We start from the raw sequence: 25,505 nt of genomic DNA on the forward strand, positions 1-25,505 counted from the left end.
GCAATCAAGTTGCGTGCGTTCAGAGGCGGTCGAACACCGAACCCATGCGTGGACTGAAGAGGCGCTCGTAAGTCTTGAGCAGGTGGGTGTCGGTCATCGCCGCCACGTAGTCGCAGATCACTCGCACATCCCCCTGCGCCTTCTCGAAGCGGGTGCGTTCGTCACGGGGGAGCAGCCGCTCCGGGTCGGCGGCCAGCGCCTCGAAAACGGCGAGGACCATCGCCTGGCCCTTGAACTCGAGCTGCTGCACTTCGGGACTGGCGATGACCTCGCGCACGACGAAGCCCTTGAGCGCGTCGAGAAAGGCGCGGCGGGGGCCCTGGAGGGCGACTCGCCAGCGCAGCAAGGGCTCGCGGAAGCCCCTCGTCTCGACATAGACGGCGCCCGTCAGGAAATGATGGACGAGACGGCTGACGAAGCGCTTTCGGCCGTTGGCATCGCCGAACAGGCCATCGAGCATGAGGGAGAAGACGTCGTTCTCGCTTTCGCCGGGGTACTTCTCCTTGAGTGCATCGAGGAACGAGGCGCAATGCCCATCGATGGCGGCGGCGAAAGCCTCCTTGGTGACGAGGCCGAGGGCGATGGCATCCTCAAGGTCGTGGACCCCGTAGGCGATGTCGTCGGCGACATCCATGATCGTGCAGTCGAGCGACTTGTGGAGGGTGCGCGCATGTTTCCCCTCGCTGCGTTCGAGCGCCTGGAACTTGTCGCGTTCGGCCATGGAGAGCGGCTGCAGGACCCAGTCGACGACCTCCTGTTCGCTGTCGAAATGGCACTTGGGCGGCTTGCACGAGGCTGGGTCTAGCACGCGGATCGTGGAGGGGCCGGCAAGCAGGGCAGGGACGATCGCGGGATTGCGGGCGCTCGACCAGGCCACTGGATACTTAAGCACGCCGAGCATGGTGCGTCTGCACAAGTTCGCGCCGGCGCCGGCCGAAAAAGTCTCCAGCCGGGCAAGGATGCGCAGGGTCTGGCCATTGCCCTCGAACCCGCCGGCGTCGCGCATGCAGTAGTTGAGCGCCACTTCGCCGCCGTGGCCGAAGGGGGGATGCCCGAAATCGTGGGTGCAGCCGATCGCGTGGATCAGGCTGCGCTCGGGTAGCAGCGCGGTCGCGGTGTGGTCGGGAAAGGATTTCGCCAGTTGCCGCGCAAGGCCGCCGGCGATCTGCGCGACTTCGAGCGAATGGGTCAGGCGGGTGCGGTAGAAGTCGCTGTCGCCGAGGTTTAGGATTTGCGTTTTGCCCTGGAGGCGCCGGAACGATGCGGAATGGATGACGCGGGCATAGTCGATGTCGCCATCTTCGCGTGCGTCCTCTGCCTGAGGGCTCCAGTTCTCGCGGCGGGCGTGCCAGCTCATGTTCTCACCATCGGCCGGCTATTCCAGTTGGCGGCTGATAGGGCAAGCTCCGCCATCATCACAGCAGGGCACGAACGCGTCGCCAGTCGTCCTCGACCATCCCCCACGTTGACAGCAGGTTCCCTCCGAAGGCCGGCAGCACCTCGTCACGCAGGATGGCTTCGATCTCGCTCGTGACATAGGGCGACTGCTCGAGGACTCGTGCGATGCGGCCGACGTCGTGGGCGTCGAGTTCGGTATCGAGGAACAGGTGGCTCAGCGCCGTCCAGACGGGCAGGCGCGTGGCAAGGATCGCGTGCTGCTGCAACTGCGCGAAGGCGGCGAGGGGCGGTCCTTTGAGCACTCCAAGGCGGTCTACATGCTGCTCGACCTGCAGCCGCCGGGATTTTTCGTCACCATCCTGCCCTGCAAAGGCTCGATCGCCGAGGCGGTGGAGCGCGTCGGCGGATTCATCGCGCGCGATCCGCAGATGGCGGCCGCCTGCGACTTTCCCGACAAGGCCACCATGACTGCACAGCTTGAAAGGATCATGCGCAAGCCGCCCCGCCACGATATCGAACTGAAGCGGATCACCTCGTAAAGCGGCGAAATTGGCGTTGCTCAACGAAGATGCGCTAGAACTCGATTGTCGCTGCGCGGCCGTCCGACCAGAACCCGTGGAGCGAAAACGGCTGCGAGGAGGTCTTGGTCGGCGATGTTCCATGACGGCATCAATCTGGATCGTCGTGCCGTTCTTCGCGGCGGTGCTGCTGTTCTCGCCGTGGGCCTCGCCGGTTGTTCGGGCGGCGCGCGGGATGCAGGTGCGCTGCGCGTATCGATCACCGGGAAAGGCGAAGGCGATCCCCGCCTCCTATTCCGGCATGCCGGCCTCGAACCGGACTTTCCGATCAGTTATTCCGAGTTCCAGTCGGGTCATCTGGTCGTGGAGGCATTCAATGCCGGTTCGCTCGACTTGGGCGGGACCAGCGAGATTCCACCCGTCTTTGCCGCTGCATCCACGGTGCAGAGCTTCTGCCAGATCGCCGTCAACCATGGCGACGTCAACAATCAGGTCGTGCTCGTGCCGGCAGGTTCGACGATCCGCGATCTTGCCGGCCTGAAAGGCAAGCGCGTGGGTTACGTGCGCGCGACGACGTCGCAGTATTTCCTCATACAGATGCTGGAGTCCGTCGGTCTGAAGTGGTCCGACATCGAGCCGATCGCGATGATGGTCTCGGACGGGGCCGCCGCCTTTTCGCGCGGTTCGCTCGATGCCTGGGCGATCTACGGATTTCCGATCCAGCGCGCGCTGGCTACCGAAGGCGCCCGTGTCCTCAAGACCGCGCTCGGCTTTCTGTCCGGCAACTATGTCGTCTGTGCTCACGAACAGGCGCTGGCCGATGCCGTGAAATCGCGCCAGATCGAGGCCTACTTGCAACTTCTCGGCCGAGGATATGCCTGGGCCACGCGGAACCGGGATCGCTGGGCCGGGATCATCGCAGGCGAGATCGGCGTGCCTGCGGACTACATACGCGACCAGTTTCGCCGCCAGAGCGCGAGTTACCAACTGCGCCCCGTCACACCCGAGGCGATCCGATCGCAGCAGGAGGTCGCGGACGTATTCACGGGCGCGGGTCTCATTCCCCGCCATGTCGACGTCCGTCCGCTCTGGACCGACCGTTACAACAGCATCATCGCGAAAGAGGTTTGAATGGCCAGCCAATTTGCCCTGGCAACCAGAGGCACGCCTGCCGGAACCGCGCGACGGACTCCGAGCGACGAAGACCTGCGCCGGATTACCGCGGCGCTGTCGCTCACCGCGGAGCGATATGACCGCTCGGGCGAGTTCCCGCGCGGGAACTTTGATCTGCTGGCGCGCGAGGGGCTTATCGGCCTGACCGTCGATCGCACGCTTGGCGGCCATGGCGGTGGCTATGCCGATGCCGTGCGCGTCCTAGGCGCGGTGGCCAGGGGCGAACCGTCGACCGCGCTCATCCTGTTCATGACGTACGCCTTCCATGCCGCGCCGGAAAAGACCGAGCGCTGGCCGCGCGCGCTCTACGAGCGGCTTGCGCACGAGGCGGTGGCGGGCAGGGGCCTGATCGGCACCTTCCGCGTCGAGCCCGAACTGGGCACGCCGGTGCGAGGTGGCCTTCCCAAGACGGTAGCCCGCCGCACGCCCGAGGGCTGGCGCATCAGCGGCGAGAAGATCTACTCGACCGGATCGACCGGGCTGGACTGGTTCGCGGTATGGGCCCGGACCGAAGAGGTCGAGCCACGGGTGGGCACCTTCCTGGTCGACCCGACTACGCCCGGCATCACGATCGAGCCGGAATGGGATCACCTGGGCATGCGGGCGACGGTGAGCCACAAGGTCGTCTTCGACGACGTGCTGAGCCCGCTGGATTTCGCCGTCGACGTGCGCAGCCCGCAGGAATGGGCACCGCGTTCCGGAAGTGGCGACGGCAGCCGCCAGGCGCTGTGGAATGCGCTGGCGATCGCGACGATCTACGACGGCGTCGCTCGCGCCGCGCGCGACTGGCTGGCCGGCTACCTCAACGAGCGGGTGCCGACCAACCTAGGGGCGGCACTCGCCACGCTGCCACGCGTCCAGGAGAAGTTCGGGGAGATCGAGGCCCTGCTCTACGCCAACCGCGTGTTGGTCGACAATGCCGCGGTCGCGGCGGACCGGGGGGAACTGCCGTCTTCGGTCGAGGCCAACCTGCTCAAGCACATCGCCAACGCCAATGCCATCCAGGCCGTCGCCATCGGTCTGGAACTGACCGGAAACCCTGGCATCAGCCGGCGCAATCCGCTCGAACGTCACTATCGCGACGTGCTGTGCAGCCGCATCCATTCGCCCCAGGCGGACACGGTGCTGGTAGCCGCGGGCCGTGCCGTGTTGGCGGGCTGAGCCGGTGTCGCTGGTCATCGCCAGCCAGTTCGATGCCGATTTCAACGAGGCGCTGGCGCGGCATCCCTCTCGGCCGGTGATCGTGGAAGCGGCCGCGGATGAGCCCTGGGCTTCCGCGCAGGATGCAGACGTGCTGCTGGTCATGCCCTCGCCTACATGGAAGCGCCGCCCGGCGCCGCGCCCCGATCCCTGGCCGGGCCGGCTGCAATGGGTCTACAGCGGTTCCGCAGGCATCGACTTCTATCCCGAGTGGCTGCTCGATGCACCGCTGGTGACGTGCGGGCGCGGCGTGGCCTCGGAAGAGATCGCCGACTACGTGATCGCCGCCATTTATGCCCAGGCGAAAGATCTGGATGCCGCCACCGTTCGTTCGCGCGAGGAATGGGGGCCGAAGGCGCTGGGGCAGGTTGCTGGTACGACGATCGGGATCGTCGGTCTGGGAGCGATCGGTTCGGCGGTCGCCCGGCGAGGGCTGGCCTTGGGCGCCCATGTAGCGGCGGTGCGGCGTTCTGGAATGCAGCCGGGCGTGACCGGCGTTGAACTCGTGGCGACGCTTGCCGAACTGGCATCGCGATCGGACCACATCATTCTCGCGCTTCCCTCCACCGCCCAGACGCGCAACCTGGTCGATGCGGAGTTTCTGTCCCGCGTTCGTCCCGGAGCGCATCTCGTCAATGTGGCGCGGGGGGCGATCCTAGATCAGGAGGCGCTGCTGGATGCCCTCGACGCCGGGCGGCTCGGCTTTGCGACGCTGGACGTGACCGAACCGGAACCGCTGCCCGCGGGCCATCGGCTATATACCCATCCGAAAGTGCGCCTGACGCCGCATATTTCCAGCAACTACCTGCGGGTGCGGCATCGCCTGTTGGAAAAGGTGCTGGACGATCTCAGCCGCTACTTGCGCGGCGAGCGGCCCAGCGACATCGTCGATCCCGCCCGAGGCTACTGAGCGCTTGGGCGCGCGAGTATCAGCAAGGCTGATAAGCCCGGGCTGAAATCTCGTTTGATCTGGGCGGGTTTCGAATGTCTGCTGTACGTGACGAAGTCCTGTGAAAGGGAACGACTGTTGTGCGCCATTCCGGCGCCCCGAGGAGAACAGGCATCATGGCGACCGCCTTTGCAGATGAACGGATCGGCCGGCAGGGGATCACCGATGCGGAATGGAAAGTGCGGGTGGACCTGGCGGCGTTCTATCGGATTGCCGCGATCTACCACTTCGACGATTTCCTCTACACACACGTTTCCGCACGCGTGCCGGGGCCCGACCATCACTTCCTCATCAACCCGTTCGGATTGATGTTCGACGAGATCACGGCGTCGAGCCTGGTCAAGGTGGATATCGACGGCAACATCATCGGGGATAGCGAGTACGGCATCAACTATGCCGGCTACGTGATCCATTCCGCCATTCATGCAGCGCGCGACGATGCGCATTACATAGCTCATTTCCACACGCGCGATGGCATGGGCGCTTCGGCGCACGCCGAGGGCTTGCTGCCGGTCAGCCAGCGTGCGCTGATGATTATCCCGGAGCTGTCCTATCACGATTACGAAGGCGTGGCACTGAACCTCGACGAGCGCGAGAGGCTGGTGCACGATCTTGGCGATACCAGCCAGATGCTGCTGCGCAACCACGGAACGCTGGCGCTGGGCAGCACTCCGGGCGAGGCGTGGAGCCGGATCTACCAGTTGGAGGCCGCGTGTTCCGCCCAAGTGGCAGCGCTGGCCGGCGGACGCGATCATATCCTGATCGCACCCGAGGAAGCCCAGGAAGAAGCACGCCGGCAGCTTGCCGCGCGGCCGACCGCAGCGACCGCCAAGGAAGGATACAAGCCGCACAACCAGCTCGTGTGGGAAGCCGTGCTGCGCCGCGTCACGCGCGAACTGCCCGGCTTCGACAGCTAGGGCGAGATGACTTTGGATTAGGTCGTCATTGCGAGCGCAGCTTGCAATGAGGCAACGTGCGTCATTCTGGTGGCACAACGCTCCAGGGCGCATTTGTTCGCGCCACCTAAGCCGATTGCGGCAGTCTTGCCTGGCGCGCGTCTCTTCCGAAACGGTATCAAACGGCATTTCATGGTGCACACATCTATGTTTTGCCAAATAGAAAGCATTAGTGGTGAATTTCATGAAAGTAAAAATTCGGCAGGTAAAACTTCATCTACATCGATAAGATCATTCAATCCGTACCTTTCTAAAGATCATTATAAGTCATAATTCGACTGCCCTAGTCCCATGGTCAATTCTTTATTGAAGGGGCGACATGAATATCAGGGGTAACAAGTTCATTCTGCTTTTGGGGGCTGCGGCGGCAGTTCTCGTGATGGCGGAAACGGCGCAAGCCGACGAGGGCGCAGCAGCGGCGGATGCCGGGGCCCTTTCGAACGCACCGGCCAGCGACATCGTGGTCACGGGCCTGCGCGGTGCTCCTCGCACCGTTGCCGAAAGCCCGGCGCCGATCGACGTCGTCGACGGCGAGAAGCTCGCTGCGACCGGTGGCGCGGAGTTCGGCGATGCGCTTACCAAGATATTGCCGTCGCTGAATTTCTCCGCGACCCACGCCGGGGTGTTCTCGGTCGTGCGGCCGGTGACGAACCGGGGCCTTAGCCCCGCCTACACGCTGGTGCTGGTCAACGGAAAGCGGCGGCACAACAGCGGCTTCATGACCAATACCACGCAGGACAGCAGCGGCGTCAATGCGGTCGATCTGGACCTGATACCCGCCAGCGCCATCTCGCGCATCGAAGTGCTCAAGGATTCGGCCGCGGCGCAGTACGGCACCGATGCGATCGCGGGCGTCATCAACATCCAGCTCAATCGCAAGGAGGGACTGGACGCCAGCTTCCGGTATGGCAGCCAGTACATCGGCAATGGTGATCGCGACAACTGGCAGGGCCAGATCGGCTACGGCACCGCGATCGGCGACGGTGGTTTCCTGCGCCTGAGCGGCGACTACCGCAAGCGCGGCGGCAACTGGTGGAACCTCAAGGCGACCGACACCAACCTCTATGGCCGTCCCAGCAGCCGTTCGGTCGCACAAGTGGTCGCCAGTTCGGGGCAGACGGAAGCGCAAGTGGCGGCCAACAGCGCAGAGGCCGCCGCGCGCAACGCCGCCTGGGACGGCGACGGCGCACATAACGGCGATCCCCAGATCAAGGCCTTCAACTTGTCCTACAATGGCGAACTGCCGGTGGGCGACTTCACGCTCTATTCGTTCGGCACTTATGGCGAGCGCGATGTGCAGATCGGCAACAACTTCCGCCGGCCGAACGGCGCCGCCAACTTCACCGCGCTGTTTCCCGATGGATACTATCCGCTCAACAACATCGACGAGAGGGACTTCCAGTTCCTAGCCGGTGCCAAGGGAAATCTGGCGGGCTGGAGCGTCGATCTTTCCAGCAGCTTCGGCCGCAATCGCAGCCGACAGTTCTCCAAGCGCTCGATCAAGCCGTCGCTCGGGCCCACGAGCCCTACCTCCTGGCCCAACCTCGCCAACTTCGAGTTCCGCCAGTGGACCCATAACCTCGACGTGACGCGCGAGTTCGAAATCGGATTGGCGCGGCCGGTGCAGATTTCGTTCGGCGCGGAGTACCGCCTCGACCGCTTCCGCACCTTCGCGGGCGATCCGCTGGCCTATACGCCTGCCACCTATGTCTTCAAGCCGGGAGACCAGCAGTACGACTGGAACGTCGGCGTCGCTGCATCGCCGGTGGTGCAGGGTGCCATCGTGCTCTCTCCCGCCGACGAGGCGGATGCGGCGCGCCGCGTCTATGCAGGCTATGTCGATCTCGGGATATACCCGCTCGACGCCTGGTACATTGGCGCGGCAGTGCGCGGCGAGCACTACAGCGACGGTTCCGGTAGCCCGATCGGCGTGAAGCTCAACACGCGCTACGAATTCAGCCCGGTCGTGGCAATCCGAGGCACCGTCGGCACGGGCTTCCGCGCGCCGTCGCTGACCCAGTCCGCCTATGCGCAGACCGACGGGCGCACCGCTCTGGTCTTCAACCCGGCCAGCGGCCTAACCGAACTGACGCCGACCGTGGCCAAGCTGGTGACGCCGGATTCGGCGGTCGGCGCTCTGTTCGGCGCAAAGCCGCTCAAGTCCGAACGAAGCTGGAATGCCGGCGCGGGCGTGGTCATCACACCGGCCGCCAATCTCAGCATCACCGCGGACGGCTACTACATCAAGATCAAGAACCGCATCGAGCGCACCGGCCGCCTTTACGGCGCCGGGATCACGGCGTTGCTCAATGCCAACGGGCTGACCGGGATCGAGCAGATCGAGTATTTCTTCAACGCCGTCGATACGTCGACGCGCGGGCTCGACGTCGTTGCTGACTGGACCGTATCACCGGCCGGGTTCGGCAAACTGAACCTCAATGCGGCGTTCAACTACAACGAGACCAAGATCGACAAGCTGCCGACAGTGCCGCAGCAGCTTTTCGGGGCCAATGGAGCTTCGCTGCTGGCAACCGGATCGGCCTTCTTCGGCGGCGACCGCATCGGCGAACTCGAGGTCATCAATCCACGTACCAAACTGGTGCTCAACGGTAGTTGGACGAGGGGCATCGTCGGCCTGACGCTGACGACTACGCGCTATGGCAAGTACACGCAGCGCACCGCCGCAGGCGATGACCGCCATTTCGGCGCGAAGTGGATCACCGACGTCTCGGTTTCCGCGCAAGTGACCGAGTTCGCCACGCTGCAGGTAGGGGCTACCAACGTCTTCAACGTGAGGCCCGAAACCAACGGGCCGGGCAGTCCGCAGACCGGGCAAGGCTATTATGGCCCATCCCCCTACAACCCCAATGGTGGATACTATTATGGCCGTATCGCAGTCAGTTTCTGACCGCCGTGGCTTCCTGGCAGGGGCAGCGGGCGGCATCGCCCTGCTGTCCGGATGTGGCAGGGGCCGCGAAGCGGGTACGCAAGTGGTGCTCGGGGACCAGGTTCACTTGCTTGAAACCAAGCTATCGGCGGCGGGACGGCTCGCGGGTACGCCTTACGGCATCACCTGGGCCAACTTCCCGGGGGCCGCGCCGTTGCTCGAGGCGCTCAACGCCGGTGCGGTCGATACCGCTCCGGCGGGCGATCTTCCCATCATCCTTGCAGCCGCTGCCGGCTGCCGTCTCAAGATCGCCGCGGTGAACAAGGGGTCCGGCCGCTCGATGGCGATCATCGTTCCGAAGGATTCGCCGATCCGTTCGGTGAAGGACCTGGCGGGGAGGAACGTGATCGTCTCGAGTGCGCGGGGAAGCATATCGCACTATCTCCTGCTGGAGGCCCTGCGCGAAGTGGGCCTGCCGCCTTCGTCGGTGACCATCGGCTACATGCTGCCGAACGACGCGGCGGCGGCCTTTGCGACGGGGCAGATCGCCGCCTGGGCCATATTCGGCACGTATCAGGCCCGCGCCGAGGCCGACGGCGCCCGGGTGATCCGCGATGGTACCGGGATCGGCCCGGGCTACGCGGCGGTCACCGTCTCCGAGCGCGCCCTGGCCGATCCGGGAAAGCGCGCCGCGATCGCCGATTTCCTGTCCCGTTCGCGGGATGCCAACCGCTGGTGCTCCGAAAATCCCGCCGCCTATGCCGCTCTCTACGCGCGACAGACCGGGATGGACCCGGCCATCGCCCGCTTGATCGCGGCGCGCGAGCGGCCGGGCCTGTCGCCGCCCGATGCGGCGTTCGTCACTTCGCTGCAGGCGGCGGCCGACCGTTTCCATTCCCTGTACGGCGTGCTGCCGCGCCGCGTAGACGTGGCGGGGTTGATCGAGCCGAACCTCCTGAAGTTATAAGGCGTTGGAGAAGCCGACTTATTCCACCTCGCATTGGGGCATCTATGAAGTCCGGCGAGGACAGGGGGCAGCCCCCGTGCTCGCCTCGCTTTCAGCCGACCCAGACCCGACCGCGATAGGCCTCGACCAGCTCGCGCCCGACGTAGAGGCGCTGCGGATCGCACGGCCGGCGGTGCGCCAGGGCTGGCTGGAGGGACGATCGCGCTCCGGTCGCGGGGAGGAACCGTTCGTCGAAGTCGAATGGGACGTCGCTCTCGATCTCGTCGCCTCGAAACGCGTACGGTTTCCCGGTTCCGGAAGCGACAATCGAAGTCGATTGCCCGTCCGGGGAGACACTTGAGCATTGCTCCTGACAGGCAGGATGTTTCTCCCGCATGACGGCTTCCCGGGGCAAGCAGCGTAATGGGCTGGCTGGCTCCTGTCGGGCCCTTTTCGGTCGCGTCCGCCACACCTCACGCCCAAGGAATACGCGGTGCTGTACCAGCTCGCCAAGTCTTCCGGGTCGGGTCATCACCCACGACCAGATCATGGTCCACGTCTGGCCCAACGAGCACGAGCGGCATGTCGAATACTTGCGCGTGCTGGTATGGACCTTGCACCAGAAGCTGGAAGCCGATCCCCAGCGACCGCAGATCATCAGCAACGACGTCGGGATCGGCTACCGCTTCCGCATCCCGGATGACGCGGCCCCACCATGACGCACTGAATTGGCCGCCCGAGAGCCGGCGGCTTCAGATTTCCACCTGGGAGCCCAGTTCCACCACGCGGTTCGTGGGAAGGTTGAAGAATTCCATGGGCGTCGCGGCATTGCGGATCATCCACGCGAACAGCCTCTCGCGCCAGATCGCCATGCCGGGGCGTTCCGACGGAATGAGCGTCTGCCGACTCAGGAAATAACTGGTGTCCATCATGGCGATCGGGGCGCCGCACATTGTGATGGTCTTGAGCGTCGCCGGGATGTCCACGTCCTCCATGAAGCCATGGCGAAGGCGGATGCGGTAGAAGCCGGAACCCCGGTCGGTGACCTCGAAGCGCTCTTGGTGCCCCAGGTGCGGGACATTTTCGGTCACCACGGTAAGGATGATGACGCGCTCGTGGAGCACCTTGTTGTGCTTGACGTTGTGCAGCAGCGCCGGGGGTATTCCCTCTAAGGTGGACGAAAGGAAGATCGCGGTGCCGCGCACGCGCTTCACCGAGCTTGCCGTCGACTTGATGAACAGGTCGTAGTCCACCGCGCCTTCGGCGAGGTAGCGGCGCATGATCTTGCGACCGGTGGCCCAGGTCGTGAGCAGCAGGAAGACGACGGCGGCGACCGCCAGCGGAAACCAGCCGCCATCGGGAATCTTGGTGGCGTTCGACAGGAAATAGGCGCCGTCGATGACGAGGAACACTCCCGTCACGCCGCCTGCGACGAGCGGAGGCCAGCGCCAAACGTTAAAGGTTAGGATGCCCAGCATGCAGGCAGTGATGACCATCGTGCCGGTCACCGCGATGCCGTAGGCCGCCGCCAGGTTGCTGGAGGAGCGGAAGAAGACGACGAGCAGGATGACGAAGACCAGCAGCGCCCAGTTGACGAGGGGGATGTAGATCTGGCCCTCGGCCGACGGGCTGGTGTGGAGAATCCGCAGCCGGGGCAGGAAGCCGAGCTGGACGGCCTGGCGGGTCACCGAGAAGGCCCCCGAGATGACCGCCTGACTGGCGATGATCGTTGCCAAGGTAGCGAGGATCACCAAAGGCAATCGCGCCCATTCGGGGGCGAGCAGGAAGAAGGGATTGCTGGCCGCCGCCGGATTGTCGAGCAGCAATGCGCCCTGGCCCATGTAGTTGAGCATCAGGCAAGGGAAGGCGCCGTAGAGCCACGAGACGCTGATCGCCTTGCGCCCGAAATGGCCCATGTCCGCGTAGAGCGCCTCGGCGCCGGTGACGGCGAGCACGACGGAGCCGAGCGCCAGGAACGCCAGCATCGGATCGATGGCGAAGAACTGGTAGGCCCACCATGGATTGACGATCCCGAGAATTTCGGGGTGGGGGACCATGTTGAGGACGCCCAGGCCCGCCAAGGCCAGGAAATACACGACCATGATCGGCCCGAAGAACGTGCCCACCTTCTCGGTCCCGTGCTTCTGGATCAGGAACAGGCCGACGAGGATGACGATCGCGATCGGCAGGACGAGGTCGGACAGCGAACTTTCGACGACGCTCAGGCCTTCGACCGCGGAGAGCACCGACATGGCCGGGGTGATGATCGCATCGCCGTAGAAGAGCGCCGTGGCGAGCACCCCGAGCATCACCACAAGCGGAGTCCATCGATTTTCGCCGAGGGTGCGACCGATCAGCGCGAGCAGGGCCATGCTGCCGCCTTCTCCCTCGTTGTCGGCATGCATGACGATGAAGACGTACTTGACCGTGACGATCAGCATCATCGTCCAGAAGATCAGCGAGAGCACACCGTAGACGTGCGGCGCATCGACGGTCAGCGGGTGGTGGCCGACGAAGCTTTCCTTCAGCGCATAGATCGGCGATGTGCCGATGTCCCCGAACACCACGCCAAGCGCCCCGAGCGCGAGCGTAGGGAGCCGTCCGTGTACGGCATGGCTGCTGGGCGCTTCCACGCGCATGTCATTGGTGCTCAAGTTGTATCCCGATTCTGGCCGATGCCATCCATGCCACAGAAGCGCATTTGATCTCCATGCAGAGAGGAGGCGCGTCGCATATGAATCGCATATGATTGCTTCGGCTCGTCGCATTTTCGCCGCCGGCGTTATGAAATCTCAATGCGCCGCGACGTTCCTCGCTCTCGAATTGCTATGCGCCGCTGCGTAGTTGGTGTGCCTCCTCATGGAGGTACGACGATGGTCAGGTGGTATGAAACTCTGGCGGCCCGGGTCGGGCTGCGCATTGGTGGTCTAGCCGTCTTGTCCGCGGCCTGGCTCGCGGCTTCGAGGCTTTACGCGCAGGTCCATTCCCATCCACCCGCGGCGGCGGGATGGAGCGAGCTCGGCCTGTGCACGCTCCTCGTCGCTCTGGCCGTGGTTGGCAGCGCCTTGTTCATCGTCGGCCCGGGCCTGTGGAAGCAGGTCGAGATACCGTCACGGTGGAGCGCCGCGCTGGTCGAGCCTCGGCAGTTCGACATCCTCCTTTACGGTGACCCCGTAGTCCCGGAAAGTCAGGCTTTCCCGAACATGAAGCCGGCCCCTAACGGCCACATCATACGATCACGGCGACAACCTGATTTTCGCCGTAACGGACAGGCCGGGGTGTGATGCGTCCACCAGCGGCTGTTCGTCGTCCCGATTCCATCAGGCACGGGCTGGACGATCTTTGGGGAATTTCCGGTTCCCCACTCGAAAGACGGCAGCGAGAAGTTCGAGCCGGAGCCGGGTGCTGAGCTTTCGACCGTGCCGGGCATTTCGATCTGTTCGATCGCGAATATCTCGCGCTACTGGCCGCCGACGCTGCGCACGCCGTCGATATACGTGCTGCCCTTGGCGTCGAAGCCGCGGATCAAGGGACGGTCGCCTTGCGGGTTGCCGCCTTCGACCGCGCCGAAGGTGATGCCCGGAATGGGCGCAGCGCTTCGACGAACGTGGTCGAGCCGACCGGGTTCCCCATGCGCTATCCTTTACCCCTATCCGCAGCCGTCGCCCTCCCGAAGGCGAGAGTCCTGCTTTTTGTCTCTCGTCCCGCACCACGTGAGCAGGAGCCCCGCTTTCGCAGGGATGACCGGTGGGGGGCGTAAGGCCCTCATCCATGGAGAAGGGAGAATGTCCGCTCGAATGTTGTCGTGCGCGATCACGAACGTGTTGGGTCGAGTTAGCGGACCCAACCGCCATTTCAATGCAAACGCGCCTTGAGGATCGGTCGCAGCAAGTAGTTCAACACGCTGCGCTTGCCGTTCAGGATATCCACTTCGGCCACCATCCCGGGAATGATCGGAAGCGGCCGGCCTTCGCGCATCAGGCGCGCTCCGTCGGTGCGGATGAGGACTTGATAATAGGCCTCCTTGCCCCGTACCGTCTCCTCTTCGACGGTATCGGCACCGATCCGTTCCACCCGGCCGGTGAGGTCGCCGTAGATGGTGTAGTCGTAGGCGGTGATCTTCACTTTGGCAGGCATGCCAGGCACGATGAACGCAACATCGCGCGGCCGGATGCGGGCCTCGATAAGCAGGCGGTCCTCGATCGGTGTGATTTCCATGATTGGTTCGCCCGGTTGCACCACCCCCCCACGCGTGTTGATGAGCACGGTATTGACCCGGCCATGCACCGGCGAACGGATTTCGGTGCGCCGCAACTGGTCCCCGCGCTGCTGGACGATGGGGCTGAGCGCGCTGAGTTCCGCCTGCTTGTTCGCCAGTTCGGTATAGGCTTCCTGCGCGTAGGTGTTTTCCTGTTCGACCAGCTTGCCGTTGTAGGTGGCGATATCCTGCCGCAGCTTGAGCGCCTCCATGTCGCTCACCACCTTGCGCACGGCCAGTGGCTGGACGATGGCGAGCTGCCCCTGTGCTATCCGCATCTGCTGGCGCAGGGAATGGCGCCCCTCCTCCAGCTTGCTGCGGCGTGAGGCGAAGAGTTCGCGCTCGGACCGGGCCACCGAACTATCGGCCGGCACCTCGGGAGGGAAGGCGACCGAACCCTTGCCGAGTACTTCTGCCTGAAGCCGCGCGATTGCGGCCTTTAGCACCGTCGCCTGATTGGCGGACTCGTCGTAGGAGGTCTGGAAATGCGTGCGGTCGAGCCGAACCAGCGGCTGCCCGCGCCGCACCATGTCGCCCTCCTGCACGAGCAGGTCGCCCAGAATGCCGCCTTCCAGGCTCTGGATCTTCTGCATGCGGCTGACCGGCACCACGCGCCCTTCGCCGCGCGTCACTTCGTCGATGCGGGCCAGGGCGGCCCAGGCCAGGGCCACGAAAATGCAGGTGAGCACAGCCCACAGAAGGGGTCGGTAAAGCGGGTGCGCCGTGGCACGGAACGGATCGTCGAGTTCGCGGCGCAGCCCTTGCGCGGAAATGCCGTCAATCGCCATGCGCAGCTCCGCCCATCGTCGAAGCCGCAGCCCTTGGAGGGGCCTTGACCTGATTGCCCGAGACCATACCGGCCACCGGTCCGTCCATCACCACTGCCCCGTCGCGCAGGACCACGATGCGCTGTACGAGCCCGAGCATGCTGCGCTTGTGTGTGGTCAGTACCAAGGTGCGCTCGCCCATCCATGCCTGGAGGCGCGCAACGACGTGCTCTTCGTTGGTCTGGTCGAAGAAGGCGGTCGGTTCATCGAGGAGCACGATAGGGGGGTCCTGCAGGATGACCCTTGCCAGCCCCACCGCCTGGCGCTGACCGCCGGAGAGACTGCGCGAACCCAGCAGCGGCATGTCCAGGCCGAGCGGACTAGCCCTTACGAAGCGGCCTAGCCCGACGTCGTGGAGTGCGGCGTACATATCGGCATCACCGATCGCGCGCCCTTCGAGGTTGAGGTTCTCGCGCAAGGTACCATGCATCAGCGCGACGTCCTGCGGAAGGAAGCCGATCGCTGCGCGGCGGTCCGAAGGGTCGATCTGCATGAGGCTCATGCCGTCGAGCATGATGCCCCCGGCGGTCGCGTCGCCAAGCCCGGAAAGCAGCCGCAACAGGGTCGACTTGCCCGCGCCGTTGCCACCCAGAATTGCGACTTTCTCACCGGCGCGAATGTCTAGCGCGGCGACGTTGACCACTGCCGGGCCGTCTTCGGCATAGCGCACCACGAGATCGCGAAGCTCGAACCGGCCGCGCAGGCGCTCGGCGCGCACGAAAGCCCGGCTCTCCGGTCGTTCGACGGGTGCTGCCATAAGCTGGTCCAGCCCTTGCAGTGCTACCTTGGTGTGCTGCCAGCGCGCAAGGATGCCGGCGGCCTGGGTCACTGGCGCTATCGCGCGTGCGGCGAGCAGCGAGCAGGCGACCAGCGCGCCGACGGTCATCGCCCCCTCGCTGATGCGGTAGACCCCGAAGGCGACGACGCCGACATAGCAGAGCTGCTGCACCATGCCCGCGCCATAGCCAAGCGCGCTGGCCAACGAATGGGTCCGCTTGGCCGTCTCCGCGAGTTGCGCGGTCAGCGTTTCCCACAGCATCATCGTGCGCCCTTCGCCGCGCCCCGCCTTGATCGCTTCTAGGTTCTCGACCGCCTCGATGAGGAGGCTGTTCTTGATCGCCCCCTCCTGGAGGTTGCGCCGCGACAGTTCAGCCAGCCGGCGCTGCATGACCAGGCTGGGCAGGATCATCAGTACGATAGCGGCCACCGGTACGATCACCACCCAACCGCCGATCAGCGCAATGATCGCAAGGAAGATCAGCGTGAAGGGAAAGTCACTGGCCATTGCCGCGCTGGAGGAGGTGAAGAACTCGCGCACGCCCTCGAACTCGCGAATCTGGCTGGTGAACGCACCCAGCGAGGCGGGCCGTGCCGAAAGCCGGGTTTGCAAGACGCGCGCCAACAGTTGGGTGGACAAGGTGAGATCGAGGCTCTTGCCCATCGTGTCCAGCAGATGGCCGCGCATGTGGCGCAACCCCGCCTCGAAGACGATCGCGAGCGCGACGCCGCTGGCCAGTATCCACAGCGTGTCGAAGGCGGCGTTCGGAACCACACGGTCATAGACCTGCATCGCGAAGAGGGCCGAGGCGATGGCCAGCAGGTTCGCCATCATCGCTCCGAGCGCGACTTCGAGATAGGCGTTGCGATAACGCCGCAGGGCCCCGAAGAACCAATGCTGCCCGGTCGTCGATGACCCGAGCGCCGGAACCGCCCCGCCCGCCCGCTCGTCCGCCCGGAAGCGAGCCTTGGCGAACACCGTCGTCCCGGCGTGGCGTGCGGCGAGGTCGGCATATGCCATTTTCTGCACGCCGCCGTCGGCATGGGGGAGGCGTATCGTGGCACTCTCGTCGTCGATGGCGGTAAGGACCACGCTCTCGCCATCGTTCAGCACCAGCAAGGCGGGCAGGAGATAGCTGGGGATCGCAAGGTCAGAGCGGCGCACTTGCGCGGCTATATCCAGCCGGCGCATCGCGCGCGGAATCATGTCCGTAGGCAGCCGTCCGTCGACGAGTGGCAGTCCATCACCCAGTTCGCTGGCACTAGTATGACGGCCCAGCATGCCGGCCAGCAAAACGAGCCCCTCGCGCAGCGGGTCCCGGTCGCGCAGGAGCACCCGATGCGGGTTCTCGATAGGGGGGGCATCGTGGAGGGCTGTGCTCACGGCAGTCTTTCCCCAAGGTCGATCACGTCAGCCAGGCGCCCCAGTTGGGCAGCCATCTGGTACTGGACGCGGATCAGTTGGAGGTGCACTTCGTTGAGCGACCGCCGCGCGTCGTAGTGTTCGCGCTGGACGGTGACGAGGTCGATGATGTCACGCCGGCCAACCTCGAACTGCTCGCGGTAGAGGCTGCCCAGTTCCCCCGCGTTGGCAACCTGACGTTCGAGTGCGCGCTCCTGTTCCGCCAGCGCGGTGCCGTTGGTCACGAGATTGCGCAACCGCCGCTCGATGTCGCGCCTGACCGCGACTTCCTTCCATTGCGCGGCATCGATCCGTTCACGTGCGCCTTTTACCCGATCGAAGCTGGACAGGCCCTGCATGGGGTTCATTCGCAGGCGCACGGCCACGATAGCGTCGCTTTGCATGCGCCCGCCGATCTCCCGGCTGAGGGCGGTAGCTTCGAGGTTGACCCGCGGCAGGATCGCGGCGCGGGTCTCGTCGAACTGTGCCCGTGCCTGGTTGGTGTCCTCTAAGGCTTTGCGGTAGAGAGGCGCGGTTTCGACCAAAGCGGCAAGGTCTTGCCCATCGACCGACAGGATCATGGACGGGGGCGACGGCTCGACGAGTTCGTCCGGCATAGCTCCGACCAGCGTCTCGAACTGGCTGGCGGCGTCGGCGATCGTTCCTTCGTCGATGGCAAGCCGTTGATGCGCCCGCGCAAGTTCCAGTTGTGCGCGGTCAGGCTCGCTGCGATCTGCGTAGCCGCTTTGCGCGCGGATGCCGGTCATCTGGGCGAAATCTCTCAGCGTCGCGATCTGGGCCAGGTCAACGTCGCGCTGCCGCCGGGCCAGCAGGACATCGAGGTAGGTTTCCACGAGGTCCAGCACCGCATCGTCGCGCGTCACCAGCCACTCGTCTTCGCGCTGCCGCTGCGCGGCGCGAGCACCGCGAACCTGGCTTTTTGCCTGCCCCCAATCGTGGACCATCTGTGCCGCGGTCACTTCATAGCCCCATTTATCCGGCGTGGTATCCTGCGGACCGCCCGAGACCGAAACGGACGGCAGGTAACTCGCCTTGGCGACATCGACGTCCCTCTTCGCCGCGCTGGCTTCCGAGCTGGCCGCTGCGATCTGCGGGTTTCGCGCGATACCCGCAGCCACGGCGTCCTCCACGGTCATGGCGCCAGCCCCCGAAGACAAGGTCGGCAGCACCAGAAAGGCCACCTGTGCCATGGCTCTCCACTTTCGCCTCCGTCGCGCAGCTTTCACACCACGACCTGAATTGTGTTGTCCTCGACCAGAAGCGTGTTCACCCCGAAACTATAGACGTGGTAGACGACGCCTTCGACTTGTTGCGTCGTGCCGGTGTCGACCGCGCCGGTGACGTGAAGGGCATCGTTGCTCTCGCCGGTGATCTGCAGGGTGTTGTTGCCACTCGTGATCGCGGTCACTTCACTCGCGGTTAGCGTCAGGACACTGCCGCTGTCGCCACTGCCGAGGTCGAACCTCTCGATCCCGGTGAAGGTGCCGACCCCGACGCCGTAGTCGAGGTCGATCCCGTTGGCGAGAAGGACGGTGTCGAAGCCGGTTCCGCCATCCGCGTTCGAGAAGTTGGTCGCGGTCAGCTGCACCGTGTCGTGGCCGGGGCCGGCAGCGACGTGGTCGCCGGCTCCGACGTCGAAGATCAGGTCGTTGCCACTACCGCTGTTGATGTGCTCGGTGCCGACCGACCCCGACATCACGTCGTCACCCACGGTGCCGTTGACATCGACTTGCCCGATATTCAGCGACAATCCGTTCGGGCCCAGATCGACGACGTAGGCCGAACTCTCGTTGCCTTGGGGATCGGTGGAAACGACGCCGAAGGAAATCTGCGCTCCCAGGTTGAGGATATCGGTGATGTTCAGGCCGAGCTGGGTCAGGATTGTGGGGCTGAGCAGGTTAAGGTCGAAATGGCCGGAACTGTCGGCCTGGACAGGTAGCAGCTCGACATTCAACACCGGCGTGACCACGCGGATGACGACCGTAGAATCGGGTTCCGTGGTGCCACTGAACCCGAACCGCGGGTTGAGCGGGTTGAGGCTGACGTCGAGGGCTAGGTTGCCGATCGTCACCGGCCGCTGGATGCTGGAATCGACGTCAATCGTGGCGACATTGCCGGGATTGCCGGCCTTGTCCTTGCCGGTGACGGTGACTTCGGCGGTCAGCAGGTCGTTCCATCCGAGGCCGACATTCAGGCCGGTGAGCAGGTTTACCGAAGCCAACCCGTTCTCGTCGGCCGTAACCACCGTATTCGCGCTGGTCCCGCCTACATCGGCATTGACCGTGAGGTCGGTGCCGGGATCGGCCGAGATCGTCAGCACGCTGCTGGTCAGGGCTACGATCGGCGCCGGCGGGGGCGTGGTGTCGATCGTGAAGGCGACGGGCGACGAAACCGCGCCCCCGCCCACGCTGGCCACAATCGTCGAGGCGCCGTCCGGCAGTGCGCCAAGCCCTCCGGTTGGCACGATACTGAGAATCACCGCGCCCACCAGAATGTCGCCGGTGGTCAGCGTGTGCGTGGCCTGGACCTGATAGTTCCCCTGTCCGTTGAACTGGGCTGTGACGACCTGTCCAACCTGCATCGTCGGCCGTACTGCAACTTCGACCTGGATGCCGTTGTCAATCTCCGTTGCGTTTACGAAGCCGTCCGCGGCCTCCGGCACCGAGAGCGTTGGCGGTGCGATGTCTGGTGCGACCAGGAGGGTCGGCAGGCTTGTGTTGCCCGCCGCATCGACCGCAACGGCGCTTATGGTCTCGCCAAGCACGATCGGCGCAGACAGCGGGAAGCTGAAATTGCCGCTGCCATCGACGTTGACGACGATTGGGTTGGCGGTGTCGCCATCGATGACGATCTCGATCCGGCTGTTGGGCTCTGCCGTACCGCTGAGCAGGCTGCCGTTGGACAGCAGTGACAGGAACGGGCTTGCCGGGGCGAGGGCATCGACGACGATCGCCGTCGGTCCGCTGGTGTTGCCCGTGGCGTCCTGCGCCACCGCGATCACGACGGTGGCATTGAGCAGCGATGCCTCGGGAGTGAAGCTCCAGTCGCCGTTGCCGTCGACAGTGGCCGTGCCGATCGGGTTACCGAAGCCATCAGTCAGGACGACGGTCGAATCCGGTTCTGCGGTGCCGGTGATGATCGTTCCGTTGCTGGCGTTCACCAGCGGAACGGCTGGAATGATCGAATCGACGGTGATGGTGGCCGGGGGGCTCTCGTTCCCGGCTTCATCCACTGCCACTGCATCCACAACCGTGCCGTTGACCAGGGCAACGAGCGGGGCGAAGGTCCAATTTCCGTCTTCGTCTGCCGTGGCCTGACCGATGGGATCTCCCAGTGCGTCGGTCAGCAGGACAGTCACACCGGCTTCCGCGGTTCCCGCCAGCGCCAGGCCCGAAGTGGGATCGATGGTCGGGGTCAGGGGCGCCTCACCGTCGACCGTCGTGTTCACCGCGCTGCTCACATTGCCGGCCGCGTCGACCGAGATTGCGATCACAACGGTGCCGTCGGGCAACGGCAAAAGGGGAGTGAATATCCAGTTTCCCCCTTCGTCCGCAAAGACCTGGCCCAGCGGCAGGCCGAGTTGGGGAATGATCACGCGGGCGGAGGCGTTGCCGGTGCCGTCCATCAGGATCACCGTCGAGTTCGGCTCGGCCGTGCCGGTGACTTGCGAGCCGTTGGTCGGGTCGATCGTCGGCTCGGCAGGCGGCGTGGTGTCGACCGTAGTGCTGGACTGGGGGCTTGTATTGCCTGCCGCGTCCTGTGCGATCGCATTTACCACGAAGCCCTCGGGTAATGGCGATGCCGGTGTGAACGACCAGGCGCCGTCGATATCCGCCGTCACCTGGCCCAGCGGATTGCCGTCAGCGTCGGTCAGCACGAGAAGCGTCCCGGCCTCGGACAGGCCGGTTACTGTGCTGCCGTCGCTGGGGTCTATCACCGGCGCGGCCGGCGCTACGGCGTCCACGGTAGTACTGGCCTGGGGACCGGTATTGCCGGCAGCATCGGTCGCTGCGGCGTTCACTACGGTGCCGTCGGGCAAAGGCGAGTCGGGAACGAAGCTCCAGGCACCGTCGCCATCGGCAACGGTCTGGCCGATGGAATTGCCGCTGCCGTCGGTCAGCGTGACCGTGGCGTCGGCCTCTGCCGTGCCGGACAGCACCGAACCGTTGGTGGCGTCGATCGTAGGGGCAGGGGGTGAGACCGCGTCGACCGTGGTGCTGGTAGGCGTACTGGCGTTACCGGCGGTGTCGCTGGCGACGGCGACGACCACCGTGCCGTCGGGGAGGGGGACACTAGGCGCGAAGGCCCAGTTGCCGCTGCCATCGGTCGAAGTCTGGCCGATGAGGGCGCCGCTGCCGTCCGCCAGCGTGATGACCACGCCGATCTCCGCCTGACCGATGAGGAATGCCCCGTTGCCGGGGTCGATCGAGGGAGGCGCTGGCGGGGCGGCATCGACGGTCGTGCTGGCCTCGAGGCTGGTGTTGCCGGCAGCATCACGGGCTACGGCGTTCACGACCGTGCCGTCCGGCAGTGGCGAGCCGGTGGTAAATGTCCAGTCGCCGTCCTGGTTTGTCAGGGTCTCACCGATGGGGTCGCCGTTTTCGTCGGTGAGCAGGATCGTCGATCCCGCCTCGGCCGTGCCGGCGATTACCGTGCCGTTGGTCGGATCGATGGTGGGCGCGGGTGGAGCGATGGCGTCCGTCGTCACGCTGGCTTCCGGACCGACATTCCCGGCGGCGTCCTGTGCGAAGGCATTGACTATGGTGCCGTCTGGCAGCGGGACGCCCGGCGTGAAGATCCAGGCGCCATCGCTATCGGCTCTGACTTGGCCGATGGGATCACCATCGTCGTCCGTCAGGGTTACGAGAGCGCCCGGCTCCGAGGTACCCGTGATGGTGGAACCGTCGGTAGGGTCGATCGCGGGGGCGGCAGGCGGGGTGAAGTCGACGGTGGTGGAGGATGGCGGGCTGGTGTTGCCGACCGCATCGGTCGCCACCGCGTTGACCACGGTGCCGTCGGGCAAGGGCGATCCGGGCGTAAAGCTCCAGTTGCCGCTGCCGTAGGCAGTGACCTGGCCGATCGGATCGCCGTCGCCGTCCGTCAGGGTGACGATCGATCCGTCCTCTGCACTGCCGGACAGCACCGCGCCGTTGGAGGGATCGATGGTTGGAGCGGCCGGCGCTGCGGCGTCGACCGTCACGTCTACCACCATGCTGGCGTTGCCGGCGGCGTCCTGTGCAACTACGGAGACCACCGTTCCATCGACCAGCGAAGGGTTCGGGAGGAAGGTCCAGTCGCCGTTGTCATCGACAATGGTTTCGCCGATGGCGGTGCCGTCGCTATCCGTCAGCATGACCGTCGTGCCGGGTTCGGCTGTCCCGGCGAGGAGTGAACCGTTCGTTGCTTCCACCGTGGGAGCATCGGGCGCGATCGAATCGACCGTCGCGCTGGCCTGGGGGCCCTGGTTGCCAGCGGGGTCCTGTGCGTGGGCGTGGATCACTGCACCATGAGGCAGGGACACGTCGAGCGTGAAGGTCCAATGGCCATCGGCATCGGCCGTGGCCTCGCCTATGGGGTCGCCGCTTTCGACGAATACGGAGACCAGAACGCCCGGCTCTGCGGTGCCGGAAATCACCGATCCGTCGGTCGGGTAGATCTCTGGGGCGGCGGGCGGGGTCGCATCGACTGTGGTGCTGGCGATCGCGCTCGTGTTCCCGACGGCGTCTGTCGCGGCCGCTTCGACGACGGTGCCGTCGCCCAGCGGTGAGGCAGGCGTGAAGGTCCAGTCACCTGCTGCATCGACGCTAACCTGGGCGATGGGATTGCCGTCGCCATCGCTCAGGGTGACCAATGATCCGGGTTCGGCTGTCCCGAACAGGATCTCGCCGCTGGTCGGCGCGATCGTCGGGGCTTCAGGTGGGGCGGCGTCCACCGTTGCGCTTGCCGGCGCGCTGGCGTTCCCGGCAGCATCGCGGGCGACGACGGTCAGCACGGCGCCGTCGGCAAAGGGCGAGGTCGGCGCGAATGTCCAGGTGCCTCCGGTATCGGCGATCACTTGGCCGATGGGATCGCCCCCCGCATCGATGAGCAAAACGGTCGAGCCGGGCTCCGCAGTGCCTGACACGGACACTCCGTTAGGCGGCGTGACGGCCGGCGTGGCGGGCGCGACTGCGTCCACCGTGATACTGGAGGTCGGGCTGGTGTTCCCCGCCGCATCGCGCGCCACAGCGATCACCACAGTGCCGTCGGTGAATGGCGTTACGGGTGTGAAGGTCCAGGCGCCGCCGGCATCGACGGTGGCCTGGCCGATGGGAGTGCCCTGTTCGTTGGAGATCAGCACGATCGCACCGGCTTCCGCAGACCCTGTGACCGAGCCGCCGTTCGACGGGGCGATGACCGGCGCGGGCGGGGCAAGCGCGTCGACGATGGCGGTCGCCCCGGGCCCGGCCTCGCCGATCCGGTTGACCGCGGTCGCAGTGACGATGGTGCCGTCGGCAAGCGGCGTTGACGGAATGAAAGACCAGATGCCGTCGGCGGCGATCGCCGCTTGGCCGATCGTGGCTCCCGCCGCGTCGGTGAGCAGCACCGCGGTTCCGCTCGTCGCCGTGCCCGCGAGGAAGGTTCCATCGGTTGGATCGATCACAGGCGCGGTGGTCGGCAGCGGGGACAGGTCGGGCGCCGTCGCCAGCACGGCAGCGCTAATATTGCCGGCACCGTCGACCAAGGTCACGCTGATCTGCTGGCCGTTGTCGAGGGCGGGGGCGAGGGCGATCGTGAAAGTGCCGTTGGCCGCGATCGTGGCGCTGTAATCCGGGGCACCATCCCCATCCACGTCGATTTGCGCTGTTGCGCCGGGCTCGCCGGTGCCGGTGATGCTCGCCCCGTCGGCGGCGATGGCAACGCCCTGGGCAGCGGCAGGAGCGGTGGTGTCGGGCGCGGTGACGGTGGCCGCAGGACTGGTGTTGCCGGCCGCATCGCGCACCATGACGCTGACCGTCTCGCCGTCGAGCAGCGGTGGCGAGAGTGCGACGGCAAACGTACCGTTGGCGCCGACGGTAGCCGATATGTCGGTCGTGCCGTTGCCGTCGAGGTCCACGTTGACGGTCGCGCCGGCTTCCGCGCTGCCGGTCAGGCTGGTACCCGCCGTATTGATGGCAAGCCCCGTCGCGGCGGCGGGGGCGGTCGTGTCGGGTGGGGTGACCGGTTCGTCGTTGCCTCCTCCCCCACCCGCGGCCGCCACGGCCAGGCCGCCCACGCCGAGTACGCCGAGCGGGATGAGCGCGCCCGCGCCGAGGCCTGCTCCACCCGCTCCGGCAGCCGCGCCGGCCGCCTCGACTGCAGCAGAGGCCTGGAAGCCGGCGGCTGCATCTATCGGCACGTACGTAGCGCTCGACAAGGCGCTGCCCGTGGCCTGGCCGATGTCGGCGGCGACCAGTTCCTCGTTCTGGACGAGCAGCAGGTGCGAGACTTTCGTGGGGTCGAGGTAGAAGTTGGCGACTCGTATCACTTCGCCCGACTTGAGATGGACCAGCAGGTCCGTGCCATCGCGGGTGTAGCCCGCAACCGCAGCGGGGGCGACATTCAGGGCCACGCTGCTGCCCGCAGGGACTGAAACCGACCCTTCGACCGCCTGGACGGTCGCGGTGTTGATGCCGCTGGTTGTTGGCGAAATCTTGGCCTCGACAGGCATTTGGTGACCTCCCACGATCGGCGAACGGGTACGAACGGCAAGGAAACGGGCAGTCCGGTGGAGCGGCGAGCGACGGGTGCGTGCGAGCCGTACTCGACCCTGGCGGAGGAAGCCCGCGCACCGTCATCCGGCCGCATCGATGCCGGATTGTCGTATCTTGTCTTGTTGTCGCCTGCCGTTCACCGCACCGCGCCGTCATCGCGCGCTCCAGCGTCCGTCAGACGGATCTGCTGTCAGGACCCTGCTCGCGTTTGGATAAGCACCTTGCGCGATTAGCCAATTCGGGATTCGTCCAAATCCGATGGGATTGTACGGGAACCAAACGCTTCCGTTGCTTAGGGAAATTTTGCGGGGACGCTGGTGTTCGATAACGGATGAATTTGGTGCGACCCGGGCCATTCCGTAGCGCAGCCATCTCCTCGATACGGAGATCGCTGAGGTTCCTCGGTCAGTTCTTGGCGGTTACACAATCGAGACTGGATTTTGTCGCATCGATCGGAGCG

The 25,505-nt window shown here is 65.4% G+C and carries 16 protein-coding genes and 1 pseudogene; 10 read left to right on the forward strand and 7 right to left on the reverse strand.

Going from position 1 to position 25,505, the window contains the following annotated elements:
* Positions 1 to 19: 19 nt before the first annotated feature.
* The gene (locus ACFFDA_RS07230) at positions 20 to 1,357 is read right to left on the reverse strand and encodes an anti-phage deoxyguanosine triphosphatase (protein WP_404477357.1); all 1,338 of its coding nucleotides are present in this window, start codon (positions 1,355 to 1,357) and stop codon (positions 20 to 22) included.
* Positions 1,358 to 1,415: 58 nt separating this feature from the next.
* On the reverse strand, positions 1,416 to 1,700 hold the full coding sequence (locus tag ACFFDA_RS07235) for a hypothetical protein (RefSeq protein ID WP_404477359.1): 285 nt from the start codon (positions 1,698 to 1,700) through the stop codon (positions 1,416 to 1,418).
* A gap of 15 nt (positions 1,701 to 1,715) precedes the next feature.
* On the opposite strand from ACFFDA_RS07235, the gene ACFFDA_RS07240 reads away from it, so the two are divergent.
* From ACFFDA_RS07240 to ACFFDA_RS07280, 9 genes and pseudogenes are all read left to right on the forward strand, one after another.
* Positions 1,716 to 1,937 (forward strand): hypothetical protein, encoded by a 222-nt coding sequence (locus tag ACFFDA_RS07240; RefSeq protein ID WP_404477360.1) that lies wholly within the window; start codon positions 1,716 to 1,718, stop codon positions 1,935 to 1,937.
* A gap of 114 nt (positions 1,938 to 2,051) precedes the next feature.
* Entirely contained in the window at positions 2,052 to 3,047 is a 996-nt protein-coding gene (locus tag ACFFDA_RS07245) for an ABC transporter substrate-binding protein (RefSeq protein ID WP_404477362.1), read from the forward strand.
* Complete coding sequence (locus tag ACFFDA_RS07250) at positions 3,048 to 4,250, forward strand: acyl-CoA dehydrogenase family protein (RefSeq protein WP_404477364.1); 1,203 nt, start codon at positions 3,048 to 3,050, stop codon at positions 4,248 to 4,250. It abuts the gene before it with no gap.
* A gap of 4 nt (positions 4,251 to 4,254) precedes the next feature.
* Positions 4,255 to 5,199: a D-isomer specific 2-hydroxyacid dehydrogenase family protein gene (locus tag ACFFDA_RS07255; protein ID WP_404477365.1), complete on the forward strand. Its 945-nt coding sequence runs from the start codon at positions 4,255 to 4,257 to the stop codon at positions 5,197 to 5,199.
* Between the two features lie 155 nt (positions 5,200 to 5,354).
* Positions 5,355 to 6,155, forward strand: a complete 801-nt coding sequence (locus tag ACFFDA_RS07260; protein ID WP_404477367.1) for a class II aldolase/adducin family protein — start codon at positions 5,355 to 5,357, stop codon at positions 6,153 to 6,155.
* 358 nt (positions 6,156 to 6,513) lie between these two features.
* Positions 6,514 to 9,102 carry a TonB-dependent receptor plug domain-containing protein gene (locus ACFFDA_RS07265; protein WP_404477369.1) on the forward strand — a complete coding sequence of 863 codons (2,589 nt, stop codon included), beginning with the start codon at positions 6,514 to 6,516 and terminating at the stop codon, positions 9,100 to 9,102.
* Positions 9,077 to 10,048, forward strand: coding sequence for an ABC transporter substrate-binding protein (locus tag ACFFDA_RS07270; protein WP_404477371.1), 972 nt, complete (start codon positions 9,077 to 9,079; stop codon positions 10,046 to 10,048). The genes ACFFDA_RS07265 and ACFFDA_RS07270 overlap by 26 nt, the downstream gene beginning before the upstream one ends.
* A 76-nt stretch (positions 10,049 to 10,124) precedes the next feature.
* On the forward strand, positions 10,125 to 10,388 hold the full coding sequence (locus ACFFDA_RS07275; protein WP_404477374.1) for a hypothetical protein: 264 nt from the start codon (positions 10,125 to 10,127) through the stop codon (positions 10,386 to 10,388).
* A gap of 108 nt (positions 10,389 to 10,496) precedes the next feature.
* Positions 10,497 to 10,746, forward strand: a pseudogene (locus ACFFDA_RS07280) (helix-turn-helix domain-containing protein); the annotation flags it as partial.
* A 33-nt stretch (positions 10,747 to 10,779) separates the two neighbouring features.
* Here the strand turns inward: ACFFDA_RS07280 and ACFFDA_RS07285 are convergent.
* Positions 10,780 to 12,666 carry a potassium transporter Kup gene (locus tag ACFFDA_RS07285; protein ID WP_404478308.1) on the reverse strand — a complete coding sequence of 629 codons (1,887 nt, stop codon included), beginning with the start codon at positions 12,664 to 12,666 and terminating at the stop codon, positions 10,780 to 10,782.
* A gap of 234 nt (positions 12,667 to 12,900) precedes the next feature.
* Here ACFFDA_RS07285 and ACFFDA_RS07290 point away from each other — a divergent pair, with 234 nt between their 5' ends.
* Positions 12,901 to 13,311, forward strand: a complete 411-nt coding sequence (locus tag ACFFDA_RS07290; protein ID WP_404477375.1) for a hypothetical protein — start codon at positions 12,901 to 12,903, stop codon at positions 13,309 to 13,311.
* A 571-nt stretch (positions 13,312 to 13,882) separates the two neighbouring features.
* On the opposite strand, the gene ACFFDA_RS07295 is transcribed toward ACFFDA_RS07290, so the two are convergent.
* Genes ACFFDA_RS07295 through ACFFDA_RS07310 form a run of 4 tightly spaced genes read right to left on the reverse strand, consistent with a single transcriptional unit; the run spans position 13,883 to position 25,002 of the window.
* Positions 13,883 to 15,073 (reverse strand): HlyD family efflux transporter periplasmic adaptor subunit, encoded by a 1,191-nt coding sequence (locus tag ACFFDA_RS07295; RefSeq protein WP_404477377.1) that lies wholly within the window; start codon positions 15,071 to 15,073, stop codon positions 13,883 to 13,885.
* Positions 15,063 to 17,273, reverse strand: coding sequence for a type I secretion system permease/ATPase (locus ACFFDA_RS07300; protein WP_404477379.1), 2,211 nt, complete (start codon positions 17,271 to 17,273; stop codon positions 15,063 to 15,065). Before ACFFDA_RS07300 ends, ACFFDA_RS07295 begins: the two co-directional genes overlap by 11 nt.
* Positions 17,270 to 18,502, reverse strand: a complete 1,233-nt coding sequence (locus ACFFDA_RS07305) for a TolC family protein (RefSeq protein ID WP_404477380.1) — start codon at positions 18,500 to 18,502, stop codon at positions 17,270 to 17,272. Before ACFFDA_RS07305 ends, ACFFDA_RS07300 begins: the two co-directional genes overlap by 4 nt.
* A 32-nt stretch (positions 18,503 to 18,534) precedes the next feature.
* Positions 18,535 to 25,002: an Ig-like domain-containing protein gene (locus ACFFDA_RS07310; RefSeq protein ID WP_404477381.1), complete on the reverse strand. Its 6,468-nt coding sequence runs from the start codon at positions 25,000 to 25,002 to the stop codon at positions 18,535 to 18,537.
* Between the last annotated feature and the right edge of the window lie 503 nt (positions 25,003 to 25,505).

Origin of the sequence: Novosphingobium sp. BL-52-GroH (genome assembly GCF_044813085.1) — a bacterium.
Lineage (GTDB): Bacteria > Pseudomonadota > Alphaproteobacteria > Sphingomonadales > Sphingomonadaceae > Novosphingobium.

Coding starts and splice junctions, on each gene's coding strand:
- ACFFDA_RS07295 (WP_404477377.1), bottom strand. CDS start 15,073: ATGGCGATTGACGGCATTTCCGCGCAAGGGCTGCGCCGCGAACTCGAC.
- ACFFDA_RS07290 (WP_404477375.1), top strand. CDS start 12,901: ATGGTCAGGTGGTATGAAACTCTGGCGGCCCGGGTCGGGCTGCGCATT.
- ACFFDA_RS07250 (WP_404477364.1), top strand. CDS start 3,048: ATGGCCAGCCAATTTGCCCTGGCAACCAGAGGCACGCCTGCCGGAACC.
- ACFFDA_RS07245 (WP_404477362.1), top strand. CDS start 2,052: ATGTTCCATGACGGCATCAATCTGGATCGTCGTGCCGTTCTTCGCGGC.
- ACFFDA_RS07310 (WP_404477381.1), bottom strand. CDS start 25,002: ATGCCTGTCGAGGCCAAGATTTCGCCAACAACCAGCGGCATCAACACC.
- ACFFDA_RS07230 (WP_404477357.1), bottom strand. CDS start 1,357: ATGAGCTGGCACGCCCGCCGCGAGAACTGGAGCCCTCAGGCAGAGGAC.
- ACFFDA_RS07270 (WP_404477371.1), top strand. CDS start 9,077: ATGGCCGTATCGCAGTCAGTTTCTGACCGCCGTGGCTTCCTGGCAGGG.
- ACFFDA_RS07240 (WP_404477360.1), top strand. CDS start 1,716: ATGCTGCTCGACCTGCAGCCGCCGGGATTTTTCGTCACCATCCTGCCC.
- ACFFDA_RS07305 (WP_404477380.1), bottom strand. CDS start 18,502: ATGGCACAGGTGGCCTTTCTGGTGCTGCCGACCTTGTCTTCGGGGGCT.
- ACFFDA_RS07285 (WP_404478308.1), bottom strand. CDS start 12,666: ATGCGCGTGGAAGCGCCCAGCAGCCATGCCGTACACGGACGGCTCCCT.
- ACFFDA_RS07265 (WP_404477369.1), top strand. CDS start 6,514: ATGAATATCAGGGGTAACAAGTTCATTCTGCTTTTGGGGGCTGCGGCG.
- ACFFDA_RS07260 (WP_404477367.1), top strand. CDS start 5,355: ATGGCGACCGCCTTTGCAGATGAACGGATCGGCCGGCAGGGGATCACC.